The sequence below is a fragment of the Streptomyces sp. NPDC096048 genome, from assembly GCF_044763415.1.
Taxonomy (GTDB): Bacteria; Actinomycetota; Actinomycetes; order Streptomycetales; family Streptomycetaceae; genus Streptomyces.
This window is the reverse complement of the sequence record NZ_JBIWGG010000004.1, coordinates 176,691-196,849: the sequence shown is the minus strand read 5'-3', so window position 1 is coordinate 196,849 and position 20,159 is coordinate 176,691. Positions and strand designations below refer to the sequence as shown.

The 20,159-nt window shown below is 71.9% G+C and carries 18 protein-coding genes; 13 read left to right on the top strand and 5 right to left on the bottom strand.

Features of this window, described 5'->3' with window-relative positions:
• The first annotated feature begins 8 nt into the window (after positions 1-8).
• The 10 genes from ACIQ6R_RS11965 (at position 9) to ACIQ6R_RS11920 (ending at position 13,067) form a co-directional block, all read left to right on the top strand.
• Positions 9-965 carry a carbohydrate ABC transporter permease gene (locus ACIQ6R_RS11965; RefSeq protein ID WP_404180167.1) on the top strand — a complete coding sequence of 319 codons (957 nt, stop codon included), beginning with the start codon at positions 9-11 and terminating at the stop codon, positions 963-965.
• Positions 962-1,780 carry a carbohydrate ABC transporter permease gene (locus ACIQ6R_RS11960; RefSeq protein WP_404180164.1) on the top strand — a complete coding sequence of 273 codons (819 nt, stop codon included), beginning with the start codon at positions 962-964 and terminating at the stop codon, positions 1,778-1,780. The genes ACIQ6R_RS11965 and ACIQ6R_RS11960 overlap by 4 nt, the downstream gene beginning before the upstream one ends.
• Positions 1,777-4,158, top strand: a complete 2,382-nt coding sequence (locus tag ACIQ6R_RS11955) for a beta-glucosidase (RefSeq protein ID WP_404220556.1) — start codon at positions 1,777-1,779, stop codon at positions 4,156-4,158. Before ACIQ6R_RS11960 ends, ACIQ6R_RS11955 begins: the two co-directional genes overlap by 4 nt.
• Before the next feature lie 919 nt (positions 4,159-5,077).
• The gene (gene lxmK / locus ACIQ6R_RS11950) at positions 5,078-6,250 is read left to right on the top strand and encodes a class V lanthionine synthetase subunit LxmK (protein WP_404184105.1); all 1,173 of its coding nucleotides are present in this window, start codon (positions 5,078-5,080) and stop codon (positions 6,248-6,250) included.
• Positions 6,247-7,344, top strand: coding sequence for a T3SS effector HopA1 family protein (locus tag ACIQ6R_RS11945; RefSeq protein WP_404220554.1), 1,098 nt, complete (start codon positions 6,247-6,249; stop codon positions 7,342-7,344). The genes lxmK and ACIQ6R_RS11945 overlap by 4 nt, the downstream gene beginning before the upstream one ends.
• Positions 7,345-7,406: 62 nt before the next feature.
• The gene (locus ACIQ6R_RS11940; RefSeq protein WP_404220552.1) at positions 7,407-9,248 is read left to right on the top strand and encodes an ABC transporter ATP-binding protein; all 1,842 of its coding nucleotides are present in this window, start codon (positions 7,407-7,409) and stop codon (positions 9,246-9,248) included.
• The gene (locus tag ACIQ6R_RS11935) at positions 9,245-9,886 is read left to right on the top strand and encodes a flavoprotein (protein WP_404220550.1); all 642 of its coding nucleotides are present in this window, start codon (positions 9,245-9,247) and stop codon (positions 9,884-9,886) included. Before ACIQ6R_RS11940 ends, ACIQ6R_RS11935 begins: the two co-directional genes overlap by 4 nt.
• Before the next feature lie 18 nt (positions 9,887-9,904).
• On the top strand, positions 9,905-10,696 hold the full coding sequence (locus ACIQ6R_RS11930) for a class I SAM-dependent methyltransferase (protein ID WP_404184117.1): 792 nt from the start codon (positions 9,905-9,907) through the stop codon (positions 10,694-10,696).
• Positions 10,697-10,767: 71 nt separating this feature from the next.
• On the top strand, positions 10,768-11,766 hold the full coding sequence (locus ACIQ6R_RS11925; protein ID WP_404184120.1) for an ABC transporter ATP-binding protein: 999 nt from the start codon (positions 10,768-10,770) through the stop codon (positions 11,764-11,766).
• On the top strand, positions 11,763-13,067 hold the full coding sequence (locus ACIQ6R_RS11920) for an ABC transporter permease (protein WP_404220548.1): 1,305 nt from the start codon (positions 11,763-11,765) through the stop codon (positions 13,065-13,067). Before ACIQ6R_RS11925 ends, ACIQ6R_RS11920 begins: the two co-directional genes overlap by 4 nt.
• A 346-nt stretch (positions 13,068-13,413) precedes the next feature.
• Here the strand turns inward: ACIQ6R_RS11920 and ACIQ6R_RS11915 are convergent, their stop codons facing one another.
• Positions 13,414-14,751 (bottom strand): M16 family metallopeptidase, encoded by a 1,338-nt coding sequence (locus ACIQ6R_RS11915; protein ID WP_404220546.1) that lies wholly within the window; start codon positions 14,749-14,751, stop codon positions 13,414-13,416.
• A complete protein-coding gene (locus tag ACIQ6R_RS11910) occupies positions 14,748-16,070 on the bottom strand; it encodes a M16 family metallopeptidase (RefSeq protein ID WP_404220544.1) in 1,323 nt (440 codons plus the stop codon). The genes ACIQ6R_RS11915 and ACIQ6R_RS11910 overlap by 4 nt, the downstream gene beginning before the upstream one ends.
• 197 nt (positions 16,071-16,267) lie before the next feature.
• Between ACIQ6R_RS11910 and ACIQ6R_RS11905 the strand changes: the two genes are divergently transcribed.
• Complete coding sequence (locus ACIQ6R_RS11905) at positions 16,268-16,447, top strand: hypothetical protein (protein ID WP_202977438.1); 180 nt, start codon at positions 16,268-16,270, stop codon at positions 16,445-16,447.
• A 100-nt stretch (positions 16,448-16,547) separates the two neighbouring features.
• Here the strand turns inward: ACIQ6R_RS11905 and ACIQ6R_RS11900 are convergent, their stop codons facing one another.
• Together ACIQ6R_RS11900 and ACIQ6R_RS11895 are read right to left on the bottom strand one after the other, a co-directional pair.
• On the bottom strand, positions 16,548-17,015 hold the full coding sequence (locus tag ACIQ6R_RS11900) for a hypothetical protein (protein ID WP_404184133.1): 468 nt from the start codon (positions 17,013-17,015) through the stop codon (positions 16,548-16,550).
• The gene (locus ACIQ6R_RS11895; protein WP_030697777.1) at positions 17,012-17,284 is read right to left on the bottom strand and encodes a helix-turn-helix transcriptional regulator; all 273 of its coding nucleotides are present in this window, start codon (positions 17,282-17,284) and stop codon (positions 17,012-17,014) included. The genes ACIQ6R_RS11900 and ACIQ6R_RS11895 overlap by 4 nt, the downstream gene beginning before the upstream one ends.
• Positions 17,285-17,348: 64 nt before the next feature.
• On the opposite strand from ACIQ6R_RS11895, the gene ACIQ6R_RS11890 reads away from it, so the two are divergent.
• Together ACIQ6R_RS11890 and ACIQ6R_RS11885 are read left to right on the top strand one after the other, a co-directional pair.
• Positions 17,349-18,326 carry an LLM class flavin-dependent oxidoreductase gene (locus ACIQ6R_RS11890; RefSeq protein WP_404184136.1) on the top strand — a complete coding sequence of 326 codons (978 nt, stop codon included), beginning with the start codon at positions 17,349-17,351 and terminating at the stop codon, positions 18,324-18,326.
• Positions 18,327-18,354: 28 nt separating this feature from the next.
• Positions 18,355-19,359 carry a hypothetical protein gene (locus tag ACIQ6R_RS11885; RefSeq protein ID WP_404220541.1) on the top strand — a complete coding sequence of 335 codons (1,005 nt, stop codon included), beginning with the start codon at positions 18,355-18,357 and terminating at the stop codon, positions 19,357-19,359.
• On the opposite strand, the gene ACIQ6R_RS11880 is transcribed toward ACIQ6R_RS11885, so the two are convergent.
• A complete protein-coding gene (locus ACIQ6R_RS11880; RefSeq protein WP_404184143.1) occupies positions 19,346-20,026 on the bottom strand; it encodes a GPP34 family phosphoprotein in 681 nt (226 codons plus the stop codon). The genes ACIQ6R_RS11885 and ACIQ6R_RS11880 overlap by 14 nt on opposite strands.
• Positions 20,027-20,159 lie beyond the last annotated feature (133 nt).

The window sequence follows — 20,159 nt, the reverse complement described above, 5'->3', positions numbered from 1 at the left end:
AAGGGCTCATGACCACACAGATCACGAGCGCCCGGCCCGCCGCCGGACCCCGCAAGGAGTTCCGGCGGCGGCCGCCCGCCTCGTCCGCAACGAAGGTAGGCCGCCCCGGCTTCGCCTGGGCACTGCCCGCCGCAGTGTTCTTCGCCCTCTTCGCGATCGTCCCGCTGATCATGGTGGCGGTGCTGTCCTTCATGAGCTGGGACGGGATCAGCCCGCCCGAGTTCGTCGGCACGGACAACTGGTCGCGCCTCATCGACGACCCGGTCATGCTCAAGAGCATCTGGCTGACCCTGCTGCTCACCGCGCTCGGCGTGGTGCTCCAGACCCCGCTGAGCATCCTGCTCGGCGTCTGGGCCGCCGGTCACCAGCGCAACCGCGCCGTCCTGTCGGTCGTCTACTTCATCCCGCTGCTGCTGTCCGCGACGGCCGTGTCCGTGCTGTGGCGGGCGCTGCTCGACCCGAACTTCGGCATCCCGGCCGACGCCGCCTGGCTGTTCGGCAACGGCAACCTGTTCGGTGAACAGGCCACCGCCATCGGGGTGCTGGCTTTCGTGAGCACCTGGCAGTTCACCCCGTTCCACACCCTGATCTACCAGGGGGCGGCCCGCGCGATCCCGCCGGTGCTGTACCAGGCGGCGGAGATCGACGGGGCGGGCCGCTACCGGCAGTTCTTCCACATCACGCTGCCGCAACTGCGCACTTCGATGATCACTTCGATGATCCTGATGATCGTCGGTGGTCTGACCACGTTCGAGACGGTCCTCATCCTGACCCAGGGCGGCCCCGGCACCGACACCACCATCAGCGCCTACTACATGTACGACAAGGCGTTCAAGAGCTTCGACTACGGCACCGGCTCCGCCATCGCCCTGGCCCTGGTCGTCGCGGCCACGATCATCTCGCTGATCGTCGTCCGGGTCTCCGGCTACGACAAGATGCGCGGCTCCACGGAGGGTGTGTCATGAGGCGCCGACCGAACTACCTGGCCGGCGCCGGCTCACTCGTCTGGCTGCTCCTGGTCGGTCTGCCGCTGTACGTGATGCTCGCCGCGACCCTGCGCACCCGCCAGGACTACGCCGAGAACGGCCCGGTCTCCGTCCCGGACAGCTTCACGCTGGACAACTTCACCGGTGCCTTCGACTCGGGCTTCGGCCAGTACTTCCTCAACACGCTGGTCGTCACCGCCAGCGTGATCGGCATCGTGCTGCTGCTGGTCCCGCCGCTCGCCTACGCGATCGTCCGCAGCCGCGGCCGGGCGACGTCGGCGATCTTCCGGCTGTTCCTGCTCGGCCTCGCCATCCCGGCCCAGGCCGTGATCGTGCCGATGTTCTACCTGATCAGCGAAGCCGGGCTGTACGACAACCTCCTCGGCGTCATCCTGCCCACGGCCGCGTTCTGCCTGCCGATGTCGGCGCTGATCCTCAGCGGCGCGATGCGGGACATCTCCACGGAGCTGTACGAGGCCATGGCGATGGACGGCGCGAGCCCCCGGCGCATGTTCTTCCAGCTCGTCGTGCCGCTGTCCCGCGGCGGACTGTCCACGATCGTGGTGTTCTCCGCGCTCCAGGCGTGGAACGGCTTCCTGTTCCCGCTCGTCCTGACCCAGTCCGACTCCACCAAGGTGGTCACCCTGGGTCTGTACAACTTCCAGACCGCGCACGGCATCGACATCCCCGGTCTGCTGGGAGCCGTGGTGCTGTCCATGGTGCCCATCCTGCTCGTCTACCTGTTCGCCCGTCGCGCCCTGGTCCAGGGCCTGATGGGCGTCGGAGGAAAGTGATCGCCGACGTGGCCGTTGAGACCACCCCCGAAGTCCCCCTCTGGAACGACCCCGCCCACTCCGTCACCACCAGGGTGTCCGCGCTCATCGCCGCGATGACCCTGGAGGAGAAGATCGCCCAGCTGTACGGCGTGTGGGTCGGCGCCTCCGACGAGGGCGGCGACGTGGCCCCCCATCAGCACGACATGGAGGAGGCCGTCGACCTCGACGCACTCCTGCCCGACGGACTGGGTCAACTGACCCGGCCGTTCGGCACCCTTCCCGTCGACCCGGCACTCGGTGCGCTCTCCCTGTCGCGCACCCAGGCCCGCATCGCCTCCCAGAACCGCTTCGGCATTCCCGCCGTCGCGCACGAGGAGTGCCTGGCCGGCTTCGCCGCCTGGGGAGCCACCGCCTATCCCGTCCCGCTGTCCTGGGGCGCCACCTTCGACCCGGACCTGATCCACCGCATGGCCGCCGCCATCGGCCGCGACATGCGCTCCGTCGGCGTCCATCAGGGCCTCGCGCCCGTCCTGGACGTGGTGCGCGACGCCCGTTGGGGCCGGGTCGAGGAGACCATCGGCGAGGATCCGTACCTCGTGGGCACCATCGGCACCGCCTACGTACGCGGACTGGAGGGCGCGGGGATCGTCGCCACCCTCAAGCACTTCGTCGGCTACTCGGCCTCCCGCGCCGGACGCAACCTCGCCCCCTCGTCCGTGGGCCCGCGCGAACGCGCCGATGTCCTGCTGCCACCCTTCGAGATGGCGATCCGCGAGGGCGGCGCACGGTCGGTGATGCACGCCTACACGGACGTCGACGGTGTGCCCGCCGCGGCCGACGAGGACCTGCTGACCGGGCTGCTGCGCGAGACGTGGGGCTTCGAGGGCACCGTCGTCGCCGACTACTTCGGCATCGCCTTCCTCAAGACGCTGCACGGCATCGCCGCCGACTGGGCCGGCGCCGCCGGCGCCGCGCTGGCGGCGGGCGTCGACGTCGAACTGCCCACCGTCAAGACGTTCGGCGCGCCCCTGGTGGAAGCCGTCGCCGCCGGGCGGGTACCGGAGGGGGTGATCGACCGCGCCCTGCGCCGGGTACTCACCCAGAAGGCGATGCTCGGGCTGCTCGACCCGGACTGGGACCCCGTGCCGCCCGCGCTCGACGGCGCCGACCCGGACGATCCGGACGCCCTGCGCGGCAGGATCGATCTGGACGGCCCCGCCAACCGCGAGCTGGCCCGCACGGTGGCCGAGGAAGCGGTCGTGCTGCTGAGCAACGACGGCACCCTGCCGCTGGAGAGGCCGCGCCGTATCGCCCTGGTCGGACCCAACGCCGACGAGGCCACCGCCGTACTGGGCTGCTACTCCTTTCCCCAGCACATCGGCGTGCACCACCCCGAGACCCCGGTCGGCATCGAACTGCCCACCCTGCGCGACACGCTGGCAACCGAGTTCCCCGAGGCCGAGTTCACGGTCGTCCGCGGCACGGGCGTCGACGACGGCGACGCCTCCGGGATCCCCGAGGCCGTCCGGGCGGCCCGGGACGCCGATGTCGTCGTCGTCGTCCTGGGCGACCGCGCCGGTCTCTTCGGTCGCGGCACCAGCGGGGAGGGCTGCGACGCCGAGTCGCTGGCCCTGCCCGGAGCCCAGCAGCAACTCCTCGACGCACTGATCGACACCCGCAAACCCGTCGTGACGGTGCTGCTCGCGGGACGCCCCTACGCGCTCGGCCGGGCCGTGGAGGAGTCCGCCGCGATCGTGCAGTCGTTCTTCCCCGGTGCGGAGGGCACCGCCGCCATCGCCGGGGTGCTCAGCGGGCGGACCAGTCCCTCCGGCAGGCTGCCGGTCAGCGTGCCGCGCGGAGCGGGTGCGCAGCCGACCACCTATCTCGGGGCGCGGCTCGCCCATGCCAGCGAGGTGTCCAACATCGACCCGACGCCGGCCTTCGGCTTCGGGCACGGCCTCACGTACACCACGTTCGCCTGGAGCGACCTCGTGACGTACACCAGGGAGGCGGCCACCGACGGCGAGTTCTCGTTGGCGTTCACCGTCCGCAACACCGGCGAACGGCACGGCACCGAGGTCGTCCAGCTCTACCTGCACGACCCGGTCGCCTCCGTGGTCCAGCCGGTTCAGCGACTCATCGGCTACACACGGGTGCGGTTGGCCCCCGGTGAGGCCCGCGCCGTGCGCGTCACGGTCCCGGCCGACCTCGCCTCCTTCACCGGCCGCGACGGCCGCCGCCTCGTCGAGCCGGGCGACCTGGAGCTGCGGCTCGCGGCGTCCAGCACCGAGCCGCTCCTGACGGCGAGGGTCACGCTCACCGGCCCGGTACGCCATGTCGACCACACGCGGCGGCTGCACGCCGTATTCGGTCAGGGAAACCCTGCCGGCGTCTGATCGGCCCGTAATACCACGAGCGGTGCACCCGGCGACAGTGCCGGGTGCACCGCTCGTGGTATTACGTTTGGCATTCACCGGGTTCCGCGCATGAATGGCCGGCGGGAAGTCGGGTGTGCCGTTCGTTAATGGTGAGGAGCGCGGCGCTGAATAGCAGGTCTCGGGGAACTCGGTCGACACATTCGGAACCTCAAGTTCCGCCCCAAACAATCGCGATGTGACGCCGATCACATGGGTAAATACTTGATCAAGTGGATCTGATGGTTCATATACTGGCGGCGCGCCCGGTGCCGCGGATTGACCACCGCTTCATCGCTCACCCTCCGGGTGTGGCCGCCGCGGGCCCCGCGCAGTTCACGAGGTCTCAGTCGAGGGGGAAGTGCATGCTGGGCAAGGTGGATCAGAACGTCATGACCCCTCCGGCTCTCTCTGCCGCCGTCGGCCGGCTCCCTGTCCGGAATCCGGATTGTCTCTGAATCGGCCGCGAAGCAGCCTCTTCCCTCAACTGTTTGGTACATCGGAATTCGACGCCCCACCGTCGGACGACCATGAGGTTGATAGGTGAATCGTATTACTTCCTTAAGAGACCCCCACCTCAGACTAGGAAACGATCACTTGAGAATCCTGCAACTCGTCTCCCAGGGCTGCACCATGTCGCAGGTCGCCCGCAGAATGGAGATGAGCGACCGCACGCTACGCCGCAAAATACGGTCGATATGTGACCGTGTGGACGTGGAAACACCGATAGAAGCAGTGGTGTGGGCCGTGCGCCGAAGAATTATCTGAGGAAGGACGCCGGAAAGGGCGGAGAAGGCGACGGGTGACGGTTCGCGGAGGAGACCGCCACCCGTCGCCGCCCCCCGGCTCCGTCGGCGGTCGTCCTGTACGGCGACCGGCGCGTCCTCGCCGGCGATGGCCGATGCCGGTCACTTCGTTGTCCGGCGGCGTCGCCCCACGATACAAAGCGTCTGTGGCAGGCGAAAAGATCACATACCCGCAGGGCCGGCCTTCCGCGTCGGCTGTCGACAGTCCCGTGGGTGCATCGGTCGAACAACTTCTGGGGCAGCTCCGGTTGGGTTCGCTGAGTGCCTCGGAGGTCTATTCCTATCCCGGTCGGAACGAGAACTGGTCCGGCATCACGGACACCGGCGATTCGGTATTCGTGAAACGGCTCAAAGGGAGTCCCGAGGAATCCCTGAAGCGTTACCGGAGGATCGTGGCGTTCGAGCGCCTCGCGAAGGGCGGTGTCCGGCCCTTCCCCCGCCCCGAATTCCTCGGGGGAGACGAGGACCGGCGGCTGCTGGTGTTCCGGATGCTGGACGACATCAGGTCCGGCAGCGAACTCGCCGCGGAGAAGGAGTTCACCGAGTCCATGTCGGCGCAGGCCGGCCGGACACTGGCCGCGCTGCACCGACTCCCTTTCCGGGACGAGGACTTCCCCGCGCCGGACCCCCACCCGTTTCCGCCGGTCGACGACCTGCGATCGCTGCCGTTGGAGATGTACGTCCACGCCACCGGCGCCTTCGTCCAGGCCTGGGGGCTGTTGCAGCGCGACGCCGCGCTGCTCGAGCGGCTGGAGCGGCTGCGGGCGACCGAGGCGGAAGTCGCACACGTTCCCATCCACGGCGACCTGCGGCTGGATCAGTTCCTGCTCACGGACACCGAGTTCTACGTCAACGACTGGGAGGAGTTCCGGCTCGGCGACCCGGCACGCGACGTCGGGGCGTACGTCGGCGAATGGCTGCACCGTGCGGTGCTGAGGATTCCCGCGCAGGAGACGGACGACGCGTTCTCGGCCGTCCTCAGCCATGAGGAGGTCGTGGCGCGCGGCAGCGAGGAGCTGACCCGGGTGCTGCCGTTGGTCTCCGCGTTCCACCGCGGCTACCGCGAGGGCGGCGGCCCCGACGACGACGGGCTCGTGGTGCGTGCCACCTCCTACGCCGGATGGCATCTGATCGACCGGCTGATCGCCTCGACCAGGGAGAGCGGCCGGCTGTCGGCCATCGTCCGGGCGGCGGCGGGCATCGGCAGGACCGCGCTACTCGACCCGCGGAGCTTCGTCTCCACGGTCGGACTCGGGGAGGCTGCATGACCACGCGCACCGAAGAGACCGTCCTCGCGGCCGGACTGCGCCTCGCGCTGGCGGACGTGCGGATCGCGCCGGACGGCAGGACGGCCTGGGTGCGGGACGACGAGGTGACCGCCGAGTCCGCGTCGGCGATGCGCTTCGCGCTGGCCCGCACCCTCTACGAGGTGCTGCACACCGGGCGCGGGGTCAAGGACCGCGAGGCGCCCGGAACGCTGCGCGCGCCGGACTACGAGGCCCGGCTGGCGAAGGCCACGCCGCACCCGGAGACGGTCGCCGCGGGACTCCTCACCGAGCGGCGGTCGGCCGCCGGCCGGCGGGTCGTGGAGATCGACGGCCTGCGCGTGGGCGTTCCGGACTCGGTGACGCTCCGGGAGACCGGGCGCACGGCGGGCGATACCGGACGCCCGGTGGTGCTGCTGAACCTTCCGGCGGCCCGCCCGCTCGTCTCGCCCGGCTTCTTCCTCGTGGACAGCGGCACGGGCCGCACCGGCGGCGGCGAACTGCTGCGGCTCTATCTGCGGGTCGCGGACGCCGACGCGGCGCCCGAGCTGTGGCACGGCGTACTGAGCGCCCTGGAGAACCGCTCCGTGACGTATCGCGCGAAGATCATCTCCAATCCGTCGAGCCTGCCGCGCAACGACGGCATGGTCGTCTATCTGGGCTCCGGGTACTGGGACGCGGTCGACGCGGTGACCGAGAGCGCCCTGGCCATCGGCCTGCCCGAGGGGCCCGCCCCCGCGTTCGCCCACGTCGTCGCACCCGGCGTGACGGCCGCGTGGGAGCCGAAGGACGACCGCACGGGCATGCGCGGACTGAGTTTCGGAGAACACCGGGCGCACGTCGTCGCGCGGGCGTTCGTGGCCGCGGCGCAGCAGCACCGCGAGCGTCCGACGGCCGCCGAGCTGGCGGCGGCGTGCGTCGCGGCGAACGTCGACCCCACCGACCCCGCCCGGAACCTCGACTCGGGCCGCTGGCCCTGGCACACGGCCCTCCGGTCCACGTCCGCGCCGGCCGGCGACCCGGTCACCCCCGTCCCGGCCACCCCTCGCCCAGCCCCCGGCGACGCGTCACCGGCCGCGCAGGGTGCCGTGACCTGAACCGTCGGCCGTGCGAACGACGGTGGCCCGACCCGACCGCACACTGCAGGAAGGCCCTCACCATGGCCAGAGAACCAAGCCCCGGCGGCACCGACGAACTGCGGGTCTTCACACAGCTCCTGAGGGGCCGCAAGGCCACCGTGGCCGCCGCGGTGGTGCTGAGTCTCCTCTCCGCCGCCGCCACCCTCGTCCTCCCGCTCCAGGTCCGCGACCTGGTGATGGCTCTCGCGGAGGACAAGCGCCCAGTCGGCCCGCTGCTCATGATGGCGGGCCTCGCGGTGGGCGCGGGGCTGGCGTCGGCGCTCTCCTCCTACCTGCTCGCCCGTGCCGGTGAGGGCCTGGTCTCCGAGGCCCGGTTCCGCATCGCCTCGCACATCCTGACCCTGCCGCTGCGCAGGGTGCGCCGCGAAGGGGCCGGCAACCTGGTCGCCCGCGCCAACTCCGACAGCACGCAACTGCGTTCCGTGGTGGACGTCGGTGTGGCGCAGATACCGTCGTCGCTCTTCCTGGCGGTGGGCACCCTGATCGCCATGGGCGTGCTGGACTGGGTCCTGCTGCTCGTCGTGCTCGCGACCTTCTCGGTCGCCGGTGCCGGCATCTTCCTGTGCGTACGGTCGATCCGCAGCGGTGTGGAACGCCAGCAGAACGCCATCGGGACCATGTCGCAGCAGATGACGGCGGCCGTGCTGTCCCTGCCCACCGTCAAGGCGTTCCTCGCCGAACGCCAGGTGGCGTGCACGTTGGGCCGCAGCGTCGAGGACGCGCGCAGGGCCGCCGTATCGGTCGCGCGGGTGACCGCCCTGGTCGGACCCACGATGCAGTTCGGCCAGCAGCTCTCGATCATCGCGGTGATGGTCATCAGCGGTGCCCGGCTCGCCTCCGGGGACCTGGGCATCGGCGAGTTCGCCGCCTTCATCGTCTATCTGCTGCAACTCGTCGCGCCCTTGACCATGCTCGTCTCGGGTGTGGCGCGGATGCAGAGCGGCCTGGCCGCGCGCGGACGGCTCAACAGCGTGCTCACCGCGGCCCCCGAGAGCTCCGGGGCCACCTGCCCGGTCGAGCCGTCACCGACCGCGCCCGCGGTGGAGTTCGACGCGGTCACCTACACGGACGGCGGACGCACCATCATCCACGAGGCGGACTTCGCGGCCCCCGCACGGGGGCTCACCGCCATCGTCGGGCCGTCCGGGGCGGGCAAGACGACGCTGCTCGCACTCACCGAGCGCTTCCTCCTGCCGGAATCGGGCCGTATCTCCGTCTGCGGGCGCCCGGTCGAGGAGTGGCCCCTGCACCAGCTGCGCGGCGAGATCAGTTACGTCGACCAGAGCTTCACCCTGGTGGAGGGCACGGTGCGGCAGAACCTCCAGCTCGGGCGGGACGACCAGGAGGTCCCGGACGCGGAGCTGTGGCGGGCGCTGGAGGCGCTGGCACTGCGCGGCGCCGTGGAGGCGCTGCCGGACGGCCTGGACACCGAGCTGGGCCGGGACGAGGACCTGTCGGGAGGCCAGCGGCAGCGGCTCGCGGCCGCCCGCGTCCTGCTGCGGGACGCGCGCATCGTCATCTTCGACGAACCGACCTCGCAGCTCGACAGCGAGAACGAGGAGAGGCTGCGGGCCCTGATGCGCACGCTCGCGGCCGAGCGCGCCGTGATCGTGGTCGCGCACCGCATCTCCACGGTGCAGGACGCCGACCTGATCGTCGTCGTGGACGAGGGCCACATCGTCGACCGGGGTACGCACGAGGAACTGCTGACCCGCTCCACCCTCTACCAGGAACTGGTGCACGGACAGTCGCTGCGCGGCCCGGCGCGGCGCGGGGCCGGCACCGGCCCGACCGCTCCCGCCGCCACCCCGTCCGGCGGGCCGGCCCCGTCCGCCCCGGTGGCCGGGGCGGTGGCCCGGTGACCGGCGCGGCGAACACCGTCGAACCGGTCGGGGCACGCCGCCTGCTGGTGATCGGGACGGGCTCGGTGACCGCCGCCCATCTCCCGTTCTGGGCGAGCTGGCTGAAGGCCGGCCACCCCGGGACGGAGGTCCGGTACGTGCTGACCGGGGCGGCCACCAGGTTCGTCACCCGGGAGGCGCTGTCCGCCATCGGCGGCTGCGACGTACTGACCGACCGCTGGCCCGACGAGCCGGAGCCCAGGGCCCGGCACGTCGACCTCGCCCAGTGGCCCGACGCGGTCGTCGTGCTGCCGGCGACGCTGAACTACCTGGCGAGACTGGCCACCGGACTGGGCGACTCGCCCTCCGTCCTCGCACTCCAGTGCACGCGGGCCGCGATCGCGCTGGCACCCGCGCTGCCACCCGGTGGCGCGGAGAGCGTGGCGTACGCGGAACACACCGCCCGGCTCCGCGCGCGCCGCAACGTGGTCGTCGTACCACCGCATCCCGGCCGCAGTACGACCAGCGGGAAGCGCGAGGCGTGGGCGCCCGCGTCCTTCCCCGAAGTGCTGGCCGCGGCCGACGGGTTGCGGGCGGAACTGGAGGCACCCGACCTCGGCGGCCACCCCGGGCCGGAGCAGGAACACGCACCCGTCTGACACCTCACGGAGACAACCATGACCACCGAAACACCCCGGCAGGCCCGGCAGCGGCCGCACTCCGACGACAGCAGCGCCAGCAGCGCCTACGGGGAGTCGCTGGCGGACATCTACGACTCGCTCTACCCCGCCTCGGGACCCGCCGTCGACTCCATGGTCGCCTTCCTCCAGGAGCTGCGCCCCGCCCCCGCCTCGCTGCTCGAACTGGGCGTCGGCACCGGCCGGCTGGCGATCCCGCTGGCCGCACACGGCTACCGGGTGCACGGCGTGGACGCGTCCCCCGCGATGCTGGCGAAGCTCCACGAGAACGACCCGACGGGCGACGTCACCACCTCGGTGGGCGACTTCAGCGCGCTGGCCGTCGAGGAGCGGTACGACCTCGTCCTCACCGCGCTCAACACCTTCTTCATGCTGCCCACCCAGGAGCAGCAGATCAGCTGCCTGCGCGGCATCCACGACGCGCTCGCGGACGGTGGGGCGGCGGTCTTCGAGACGTACAACCCGCAGATCTACCACCGCCTCACCGAGGCGACGACCAGGGTCGGGCACCTGGCTCCGGACGCGCTGCTGCTCGACACGATCCAGGTGAACCAGTCGCTCCAGTCCGTACTGGTCGTCCACACGGTCATGGGATCCGGCCGGCTGCGGAAGGTGCCGGAGGTCAGCCGGTACGCCTGGCCCGCCGAGTTCGACGTGATGGCCCGGCTCGCCGGACTGCGGGTGACCGGCCGCTGGGCCGACTGGGACCGCAGCCCCGTCACGGATCAGTCGGAGAAGCACGTCTATGTGGTGGAGCGCCAAAGCGTCTGACCAACTTGACGGACTGTTGTGTTAACGCAATACTCCAGTCAGTTAACACATTGCATCGGGAGGTGTGTGACATGGCCGTGCCGGCGCTGGAGGTCGATGGCGTACGGAAGAGTTACGGCAGACGCCGGGCCGTGGACGACATGACCTTCGACATCCGCGCCGGTGAGTTGTTCGGCTTCGTGGGCAGCAACGGGGCCGGCAAGACCACCACGATGCGGATCGTCCTCGGAGTCCTCACGCCCGACGCGGGCGAGGTCCGGTGGCTCGGCCGACCGGTCGGCTTCGCCGACCGCAGGCGGTTCGGTTACATGCCCGAGGAGCGCGGACTCTATCCGCGGATGAGAGTCGCCGAACAACTGCGATACCTGGGCGAGCTGCACGGCCTGTCGTCGGCCGCCGCGCGGACTGCCGCGAGCCGGTGGATCGAGCGGCTGGAACTCTCCCCGTACGCCTCGGAGGAGGTCCAGAACCTCAGCCTCGGCAACCAGCAGCGAGTCCAGCTGGCCGCGGCGCTGGTCCACGGGCCGAAGGCGCTGGTGCTCGACGAACCGTTCTCCGGCCTCGATCCGGTGGCGGTGGACGTCATGCGCGACGTGCTCGCGGAGCGGGCGGCCGACGGGGTGCCCGTCATGTTCTCCAGTCATCAGCTGTCGCTCGTCGAGCGCGTCTGCGACCGGGTGGGCATCGTCGGCGGCGGGCGGCTCATCGCCTGCGGCACGGTCCGGGAGCTGAGCGAGAACGCCGACCGCCGGCTGCTGGTCGACGCCCCGCAGGCGGGCGAGAACTGGACCGAAGGGCTGGCGGGCGTGGAGGTCGTGAGCCGCGAGGGCACCCGTACGTGGCTCCGCCTGGCGAAGGGCGCGGACGACCAGCGGGTGCTGCACGCCGCACTGGCCACCGGGCCGGTCTCCGCCTTCGTGTCCGAACACCCGCCGCTGACCGAGCTGTACCGCGACCTGGTCACCACAACGGGCGAGCCCGAGGAGGACTCCGAGGAGACGGCCGGCGCGGGCCCGAAGGCGGCCGTCGGACGAGCGCCGGACAACCGGGCCGGAGGCGGGGAGCGATGAGCACGGTGGTACGAGCACCGGGCGGAGCGGGCGGCCAGGACGCACCGGACGGCCAGGACGCACCGGACGGAGAACGGGCCGGGACTCCGGACCGGCACACCGAGGGCCCGCGGCCCGGCCCCGGCGCGCTGTCGGCCCGCCGAGCGGTCGGCCTGGTCGCCCGGCGGGAGATCAGCAGCAGGATGCGGACGAAGTCCTTCGTCCTGAGCACCCTGGGCCTGTTGCTCGGACTCGGCGTCTACGCCCTGATCATCAGCGTCTCCGAGGACGGCCCGGCCAGGGTCGGCGTCGAGCGGGAGGCCTCGGCACTGCGCCCGGCGCTCGCCGCGGTGGCCGAGAAGACGGGCGACTTCGAATTCGTCACCGTCGACGGCGACCGCACCGACCGGATCCTGCGCGACGGGGAACTCTCCGCCGTGCTCGGCGGCGCCGACGGGCAGCTCACGCTCTCCGTGGAGCACGAGGCGGACGAGGACCTGCTCGCCGTGGTGCGGGCCGCGGCCGCCGAGGAGCGCACCTCCAGGGAACTGGAACGCGCGGGCGTGGATCCCGCCGAGTTCAGGGAACGCGTGGCATCGTCCACCGTGCGGGTCGCCGCGCTGGAGCCCTCGGAGAACAGCGCCGCCGAGCAGTTCGCGCTGATCCTCGCCTCCACCGGCCTGCTGTACTTCTTCTTCGTCTTCTACGGGATCGTGCTGGCGCAGGGCGTGGTGGAGGAGAAGACCAGCCGTGTCGTGGAGTTGCTCCTGTCCACCATCCGCCCCTGGCAACTCCTCGCCGGGAAACTGATCGGCGTGGCCGTGGCCGGCCTGACCCAGCTCGTGCTGCTCGGCGGCGCGGCGGTGGCGCTCGCCCAGGGGACCGGGGCCGTCACCCTGCCGTCCGCCGTGGGCGGGACGCTGGTGACGCTGGGCGTCTGGTTCCTCCTCGGCTTCTTCCTCTTCGCCGCCATGCTGGCCGCGGCGGCCGCGCGGGTCTCGCGGCAGGAGGACCTCCAGGGCGTGCTCCAACCGGTGATGCTGCTCATCACCACGCCGTTCGTGCTGGGCATAGCCCTGCTGAGCAAGGACGCCCACGACCCGCTGATCGAGTGGCTGTCGCTCGTGCCGCCGCTCAGCCCGATCCTGATGCCGGCCCGCATACTGCTCGGCACCGCTCCCGTCTGGCAGATCGCCCTCTCCCTGGTGCTGGCGGTCGCCGCCCTGGCCGGGATGACCCGGGTCGCCGGCCGTATGTACGCCAACAGCGTGCTGCGCGGCGGCTCCAGAGTTCCGCTCGCCGAGGCACTGCGGCTGCGCTAGGAACCCGGACCTCCCGTCCATCGTCAGCCTTCATCCGCCCCTGTCCCTGTCCCCGTCTCCGCCCCCGCCCCCGTCCCTGTCCTTGTCCCCGTCCCCGTCCCCGTCCGAGCCTTCACCCGTCCCCACCCCCTGTCCGCAACACCAGCACCTGGCCCGCCGGGCCGCCCTACGAACGAGGAGTCCCTCATGAGCACCGCCCTCTGGATCGCCATCGGCATCGCCCTTCTGGTCGCCGTGATCGCGGGGATCAGGAAGAGCCGGGGCTGACCCGCCCGGTCCGCTCACGACACGGAAGGGGCTGTGCCGCCGAGTTCGAACCACTCGGCGGCACAGCCCCTTCGAGCCGTCAGAAGACGAGTTCGCCGGTGGTGCCCAGGCGCAGCGGTGCCACCGCCGCCTCGTCGGCCACGACCACACCCGTGAAACCCTCGGGCCGGAAGAACCGGCGAGCCGCCTCGACGACCGCGTCGTACGGCACGTCCGCCAGCAGCGGCCCCCAGTGGTGCAGCCAGTCGGAACCGACTCCGACGTGCAGCAGGTTCGCCAGGCCGGACGCCAGCGCGCCCGGTGACGACATCGCGGTCGCCGTGGAGCCGGCCGCGTAACTCCGGGCGGCGTCGACCTCCCGTGTCGACGGCGGTTCGGCCGCCATGCGTTCCAGCTCCGCCTTGATCACCGCGAGGGCCGGCACCGTGTGCTCGGCGGCGGTGTCGGCCTCGACCATCAGCGTCGAGGCGCCCGGCACCGACTCCACGCCCGACCCGAGCTGGTAGGCGTACCCCTTCTCCTCCCGCAGGCGCGTGACCAGCCGGGAGGCGAAGGACCCGCCGAAGACCAACTGAGCCAGATGCAGGGCCGGGTAACCCGGATCCGTGCGGGGCAGCGCGGGGGCGGCCAGCCGGATCACGCTCTGGACGGCGCCCGGTCGCTCCACCCCGAGCAGCGGTCCGCCGGGAAACCACGACGGCGTCTCGGGCGCCTCGCCCGCCGACCCGGCCTCCCACGACCCGAACGCGTCCGCCACCGCGGCGACGGCTTCCTCCGGCCGCACGTCTCCGACGAGCACGAGCACCGCGCCCCGGGCGCCCAGGTGCCGCGCGTGCGACCCGGCCAGGTCGTCCGGTGTGCAGGCGGCGGCCTGTTCGGGCGTCGGCTGCCGACGGGCGGAGGCCTCGTCGCCGTACCGCCTGCGGAGCAGCGCGTGCTGTGCGAGGGCCGCCGGCTGGTGGGCGGCCAGCCGTACCCGGCGGGCCAGCGCCTCACGCTCCGGAAGGACGACGTCCTGAGTCAACCGCGGTTCGCGGACGGTCTCGGCCAGCAGGGCGAGTACGGCGGGCAGGGCGTCGGCCATGGCGTGCCCCGCGACCGTGAGCTTGTGTGCGTCCGCGGCGGCGTTCAGCAAGGCGCCGTGCGCGGCGAGTGCCGCGTCGTAGCCGTCCGCGTCCCGGTGCGCGGTGCCTCGCAGCAGGACGGCGGCCAGCAGTTGGCACCGCGTCACCTCGCCGGGTTCCGTCGCGGCGTACGGGACGGTGAGCCTGATCTCGACGAGGGGAACGACGGGGGCCGAACAGACCACCACCCGCAGCCCGTTGCCGAGGAAGACGTCGGCGTCGGGCAGCGGCAGCCGCTCGTCCGCCGTGTGGCGAAGGGGACTGTCCGGACTGTTCACCGCGCCCCCGGTCATGCCGCAGCCTTCTCCCGCGCGACACGCGCGGTGCCTCGCGGCGCGGCCCCAGCGGGCACGAAGCGCACCACCGCCCGGTGCGAGGAGGCGAGCCGGACGGCGGCGCGGCTCACCTGTTCGCCGGTCACCCCGGTCCGCACCAGCTCCGGCAACGCGTGTGTCAACTCCGCCTCGCCGAACAGCGCTTCGCGCAGTCCGAGCAACTGGGCCCGGGTGCCCGGGTCGCCGAGCTCGCGCAGCGCCCCGGCGGCCCAGCGGGCGGTCGTGGCACGCAGCAGACCGGCGTCGACCTCGTCCCCGGCCAGCGCCTCCAGCGTGCCGTCCAGCGAGGCCAGGACGTCCTCCGCGCCGTGCTCGTTCTCGTGCACCGCGAACAGGGTCAGCAGATCGGGCCCCGTCGTGTCCAGCGGCAGCCCGAACAGACCGCAGCCCACCGAGAGGCTCGACACCTCCGCCGCGGCGGCCGGCCCGCGACGCAGCAGGGCCTGCCTGCCCTGCCCGAGCAGGGCGGCCAGGACCAGGTGGGCGAGGTAATCGGCGCGCTCGGTCACCGGGTCCGGCATCCGGTAGCCCACCGCCACGGCGTGCGGACCGGCGTGCGGGTCGGTGACCGTCAGCAGCCGCTCCCGGTCCGGCAACGGCTCGTGCGCGTCGGGCGCGGCCACCGAGGGACGCGCCGGCAGCGGCTCGAAGTGCCCGCGTACGAGACGCTCCGCCGCCGCCGGGTCGAACGCGCCGGTCAATGTCAGTACGGCATTTCCGGGACCGTAGTGGTCGGCGAAGAACCGCTCGCACAGCGGGACGTCGAAGGCCGCCAGGTCGGCGGTTTCGCCGTACCCGTCCCTGGTGTTCTCCGCGCGGGAGTGCAGCACCCGCGGCAGCACCCAGGGGAATGCGCCGTACGGACGATTGCGGACCATGAGGCGTATCTCCTCGTCGATCACCGCGGTCTGCGTGCGCAGGGTCCGCGCGGAAATACGGGGTGAGCGCATTCGGTCCGCTTCGAGCGCGAGCAGCATTTCCAGTGCGGAGGCCGGGGCGGCGGCGTAGTAGACCGTCACGTCCTGGCGGGTCCTGGCGTCACCGAATCCGCCGGCGCGCTGCACCCGGGGCAGGTATCCCTCGGGTGCGGAATCGCGGCCGCCTTGGAACACCAGGTGCTCGAAGAGGTGCGCGAGGCCCGTACGCCCCTCGGGTTCGGTCCGGAAACCGACGCCGTAGTGCACCGCGACGCCGACCGAGGCGCCCACGGGATTCGGTGCCAGCAGTACCCGCAGACCATTGTCCAATACCAGGCGGCGCAGCTGAGTTCGGATCATCCGGGCGAGCATAGGTCGGGTCAAGTGCCCACTCAATGCGAGACGTTGACCGATTGCGGCCAGTGTCCGCATGCGGCCAACTCCATTGCCATCGCGGCACCCGCCGGGAAATGGTTCAACCACGGCCGGAGAACGCGATCGCGTAAATCGCCGATCCGGCCGCCATTCGATTCCGCTCACACTCGACGGGAGTCATCATGAACACCCAGTCCCTCATCAGCGGCTACTCCGCCTACGCCGCCGCCGACGAGATCGTTCCGGCGGTCGAGGCCCCGGGCGCCACCATCACCATCACCACCTCGTCGCAGGCGTGCATCTCCGCCGCGTCCGCAGTCTCGGCGGTGTCGATCGACAACACCTTCGACCACTCCTGCTGAACCGCGTGACCCGTTGAGCACAGGGCGGGTGCCCACCGCCGCAATCGGTGGGCACCCGCCCTGTCGCACGATAGCCGGTCGCCGGTTCCCGGCGGTCGGGTCACTCGTCCGCGCCGGCCTCGGCGTCCTCGACGCCGGTGTCGGACAACCCCAGGATGATGGAGGGCAGCGCCGATGACGTCAGCATCAGCGTGGTCAGCAGCCCGGGCATCCGCTCGATCATCCCGGGCTCGTTCTGGAAGACGACCATGAGCAGGACGACGGCCATACCGCAGGCGATCGCGCACTGGTATCCGATGAAGGAGACCCGGTCGCGCAGCCCGCGTTCGCGTTCGTCCAGTCCCGCCACCGGCCGCTCGGCCACGCCGCGGGTCATCGAACGCAGTACGCCCCACAGCAGCAGCCAGAGAACGAAGCCCACGAGCCACCACGAGTCGGAGAACGCGTTGCCGTCCGAGACGAGTGACAGCACCACCATGGCGACGCTCAGCGCGCACAGCGAGAGCGACACGGGGCGCATGGGGCTGCGGACCGGGCCCGCCGTCACGTCAGAACCTTCCCGGCTCACGAGCGTTCCTCCTTCTTGTACACCTGGGCGGAGAGCGGGACGAAGGGCTTACGACTGAAGATCGCCTCGACCGGAAGTTCGAACACGTCGCTGAAGCGGAACGCCAGATCGAGACTCGGGAAGTAGTCGCCCCGCTCGATGGCACCGATGGTCTGCGGATGCACTTCCACCAGTTCCGCCAGCGCGACCCTGCTGAGACCGCGCTCCGCGCGCAGCACTCTCAGCTGGTTGTAGATCGGCATTCCCTCGCGATGACTCACTGGGCTCATGCGAGAAATGTAGTAGTAACACAACAGGTCGTCAAGAAACCGCTACAGAAGGGTGTGCTTACCTGTGACCGTCGTGCTCCCGAGCATGCTCGTGCCGAACATGCCCGACACCCCGGACGCCCTGCGGCCCTACGCCGAACTGGTGCGGGACACCGGCGCGCGCCGGTTGTGGACGGGCCAGTCGCTCAAGGTCGAGACCCACCAGGCGTTCGCCCATCTCGCGGGCGCCGGGATACGCGTCCCCGTCGGCACCGGCGTCACCCTGATGCCGCTGCGCCATCCGTACGAGGCCGCCCTCCAGGCCCGCTCCCTGGCCCTGATGACCGGCCGGACGGTGGTGGCCGGATACGGCGTCGGCGCACCGGCCTTCGTACGCAGCCTCAACGGACGCCCCTACGCCAGCCCGCGCACGATGGCCGCCGACTACCTGCGCACGGTCCGCTCCCTGCTCGACGGGGAGATCGTCGACCACGCGGGCGACTACCACGCGCTGCGTGGACGGCTGATCCCCATGGACCACCCCGGGGTGGAAGTCGGCGTGGGCGTGCTGCGCCCCAACATGGCCCGCACCGCGGGCGGCGTCGCGGACGTCGCGATCACCTGGATGACCCCGCCCGGATACGTCGCCGACACCCTGCTGCCCGCCCTGGAGGAAGGGGCCAAGGACAGGGACGCCCGCTGCCGTGTCGCGACCGTCGTCCATGTCGCGGTGGAGCGCGGCGGACGGGACCCGTACGTCCTCGCGCACACGGCCGCCGCCGGGCACCTGGCCGCCGACCACTACACGGACATGCTGCGCCGGGCCGGTGTACCGGCCGATCCCTCCGACCCGAGGGCCGGTGCCGTCTCCCTGGTGGACAGCGGCACCTACGTGTTCGGCTCGGCGGACCACATCGCCGCCCGGCTCGACGAGTACCGGGACGCCGGGGTGGACGAGGTGGTCCTCAACTGCGGCGGGGTGCTCTTCACCGAGGGCCGGGACGCGGCGTTCCACGACGTCGCGGAGATCATCGAGGCGGTCCGGCGGCGGCACGGTGGCTGAGCCGTCCACCGCTTCGGAGGCCGAGCCCGTGACCGTGCGCGAGTACGGCACCCGCTATCTGCGGATCACCGTGCGGTACCACGGGGACGCGGGCTTCAGCTGGCTGCGCACCCCCGGGCCGGCCCACACCCGCCCGCAGCGGCTTCCCCCCGTGGCGGTCGGCGCGGCACTGCGGCGGGTGGACGCCGCCGCCGGTGACGCGGCGCAGGACGGGCGCGGTGCACGGCTCGCCCTGGGGGAGCGGGCCGCCGGCCCGGCGCCGGACCGTGCCGCGCGGCCGGGCGTGCTCTACCGCCCGCCGGGCGCGGTCTCGGTGGCCCGGCTGCTGCCCTCCGGCGACGACACCGCCTTCCGGTTGTCGGTGGGCGCGCTGGCGGACGCGGGCAGGACACTGCGCCGACTGCACCGGGAACCGTGGGAGTTCCCGGAGCGGCCGCCGCATCCCGGCCTGCGGCGGCTCCGCGCCTGGCTCGCGGGCGAGGAGGCCGGCTCCGAGGCGGCCCGGTTGCGCGCGCTGGCCCGCACCCGGCTCGGCGCCTCGCTGTGGGCGCGGCTGACGGACTGGTCCGAGGCCGCGAACGAGCCGCCCGGCGGGGGAGCGGCGGTCCTGCTGCACGGCGCGCCCAGCACCGGCTGGCTGGTGCCCTCCCCGGCCGGCGGCCACGCCGCCCTGCTCACCGGCGAGGAGGTCACCGGCGGCGACCCGGCCCTCGATCTCGGCTGGATCCTCGGGGAACTGCACGAACTGCGCGCCGCCGCCGCACGGGGCCTCGGCGCCGCCGGACAGGGCCCGCCGGTCGACTACCCGGCCGCGGCCCGGGCCCTGCTCTCCGGGTACACCGACGGTGCCGGTGCGCGCGCCCTCCCGCCCGGCACCGCACGCGCGGCCACCCTCCGGCTGGCCGTCCACATGCGGGACTTCGCCTCGTTCGTCGGCTGGCACGAGGACCTGCGCCGTTACTGCGACCTGCTGGCGGAGACGCTCACCGAGGACGGCGCCCCCGCCCTGCGGTGGGACGTCAGCCGCTCGTGACGACCGTCGTCGTCACCGTCACCGCGATGATCGCCGTCAGCGCGTCCTCCGCGGCCTTCACGACGTGGCGCACCGCCGCCGCGGACCACCGGCCCCGCGAGACCGACTCCATGGCCGCCTCGACCCGGCGCGCGTCGGCGTCGGGGAAGGCGAGACGGTGCAGCTTCGCTCCGTGCAGGAGGGCGACCAGGCTCGCCGTACGCTCGTCCGGCGCCGCGCCCGACAGGACGACCGCGTCGAGGCGCTGCCGCACCGCCGCCTCCACCGAACCGTCGGCCTCCGGATAGCGGCGTACGGGGAAGAGGCCGAGCACCTTCTTCTTCTCCTCCCGGACCAGCCCCTTCTCGATCAGGCCCGTGTTCGCCCCGGACACGGCGTCGGTCTTGAGCCGGTTGATCCAGTCCTTGGTGCTGCCCGGCCGGTCCCTGCCGGCGACGGCCTCCAGCGCGGCGTCCAGGGCGGGCTCGCCCAGGGGCGTGGCATCGACGACGGTGACCTTGTCGTCCGTCACGTCGATCCGGCCGGCCAGCGCGAGTTCCACCAGCGAGGCCGCCGCGATCGCCGGGGCCACCTTCGCCGACTCCTTGGCGGTGCCGGACTCGTCGTCCAGGGAGATGAGCAGAAGCTGCTCGCCCAGGGTGGTGGGGGTTTCCGTGGGGGCTTCCATGTGTCCGTTCCTCCGGTGTCCGGGTGGGGCCGGGCGTCGGCGGCGAGGATCCTCGCCTCCGTTTCCTGGGACGCCCCTACCCGTACTTCCGTTCCCGCACCACCCCACTTCGCCGACGGGGCGCGGTCGTGTG

What these genes read in the sequence shown, in the direction of transcription:
- ACIQ6R_RS11880 (WP_404184143.1), bottom strand. Translation starts at nt 20,026, where the DNA reads ATGGAAGCCCCCACGGAAACCCCCACCACCCTGGGCGAGCAGCTTCTG.
- ACIQ6R_RS11945 (WP_404220554.1), top strand. Translation starts at nt 6,247, where the DNA reads ATGACCACGCGCACCGAAGAGACCGTCCTCGCGGCCGGACTGCGCCTC.
- ACIQ6R_RS11925 (WP_404184120.1), top strand. Translation starts at nt 10,768, where the DNA reads ATGGCCGTGCCGGCGCTGGAGGTCGATGGCGTACGGAAGAGTTACGGC.
- lxmK (WP_404184105.1), top strand. Translation starts at nt 5,078, where the DNA reads ATGCCGGTCACTTCGTTGTCCGGCGGCGTCGCCCCACGATACAAAGCG.
- ACIQ6R_RS11905 (WP_202977438.1), top strand. Translation starts at nt 16,268, where the DNA reads ATGAACACCCAGTCCCTCATCAGCGGCTACTCCGCCTACGCCGCCGCC.
- ACIQ6R_RS11940 (WP_404220552.1), top strand. Translation starts at nt 7,407, where the DNA reads ATGGCCAGAGAACCAAGCCCCGGCGGCACCGACGAACTGCGGGTCTTC.
- ACIQ6R_RS11930 (WP_404184117.1), top strand. Translation starts at nt 9,905, where the DNA reads ATGACCACCGAAACACCCCGGCAGGCCCGGCAGCGGCCGCACTCCGAC.
- ACIQ6R_RS11960 (WP_404180164.1), top strand. Translation starts at nt 962, where the DNA reads ATGAGGCGCCGACCGAACTACCTGGCCGGCGCCGGCTCACTCGTCTGG.
- ACIQ6R_RS11915 (WP_404220546.1), bottom strand. Translation starts at nt 14,751, where the DNA reads ATGACCGGGGGCGCGGTGAACAGTCCGGACAGTCCCCTTCGCCACACG.
- ACIQ6R_RS11920 (WP_404220548.1), top strand. Translation starts at nt 11,763, where the DNA reads ATGAGCACGGTGGTACGAGCACCGGGCGGAGCGGGCGGCCAGGACGCA.
- ACIQ6R_RS11895 (WP_030697777.1), bottom strand. Translation starts at nt 17,284, where the DNA reads ATGAGCCCAGTGAGTCATCGCGAGGGAATGCCGATCTACAACCAGCTG.
- ACIQ6R_RS11965 (WP_404180167.1), top strand. Translation starts at nt 9, where the DNA reads ATGACCACACAGATCACGAGCGCCCGGCCCGCCGCCGGACCCCGCAAG.
- ACIQ6R_RS11910 (WP_404220544.1), bottom strand. Translation starts at nt 16,070, where the DNA reads ATGATCCGAACTCAGCTGCGCCGCCTGGTATTGGACAATGGTCTGCGG.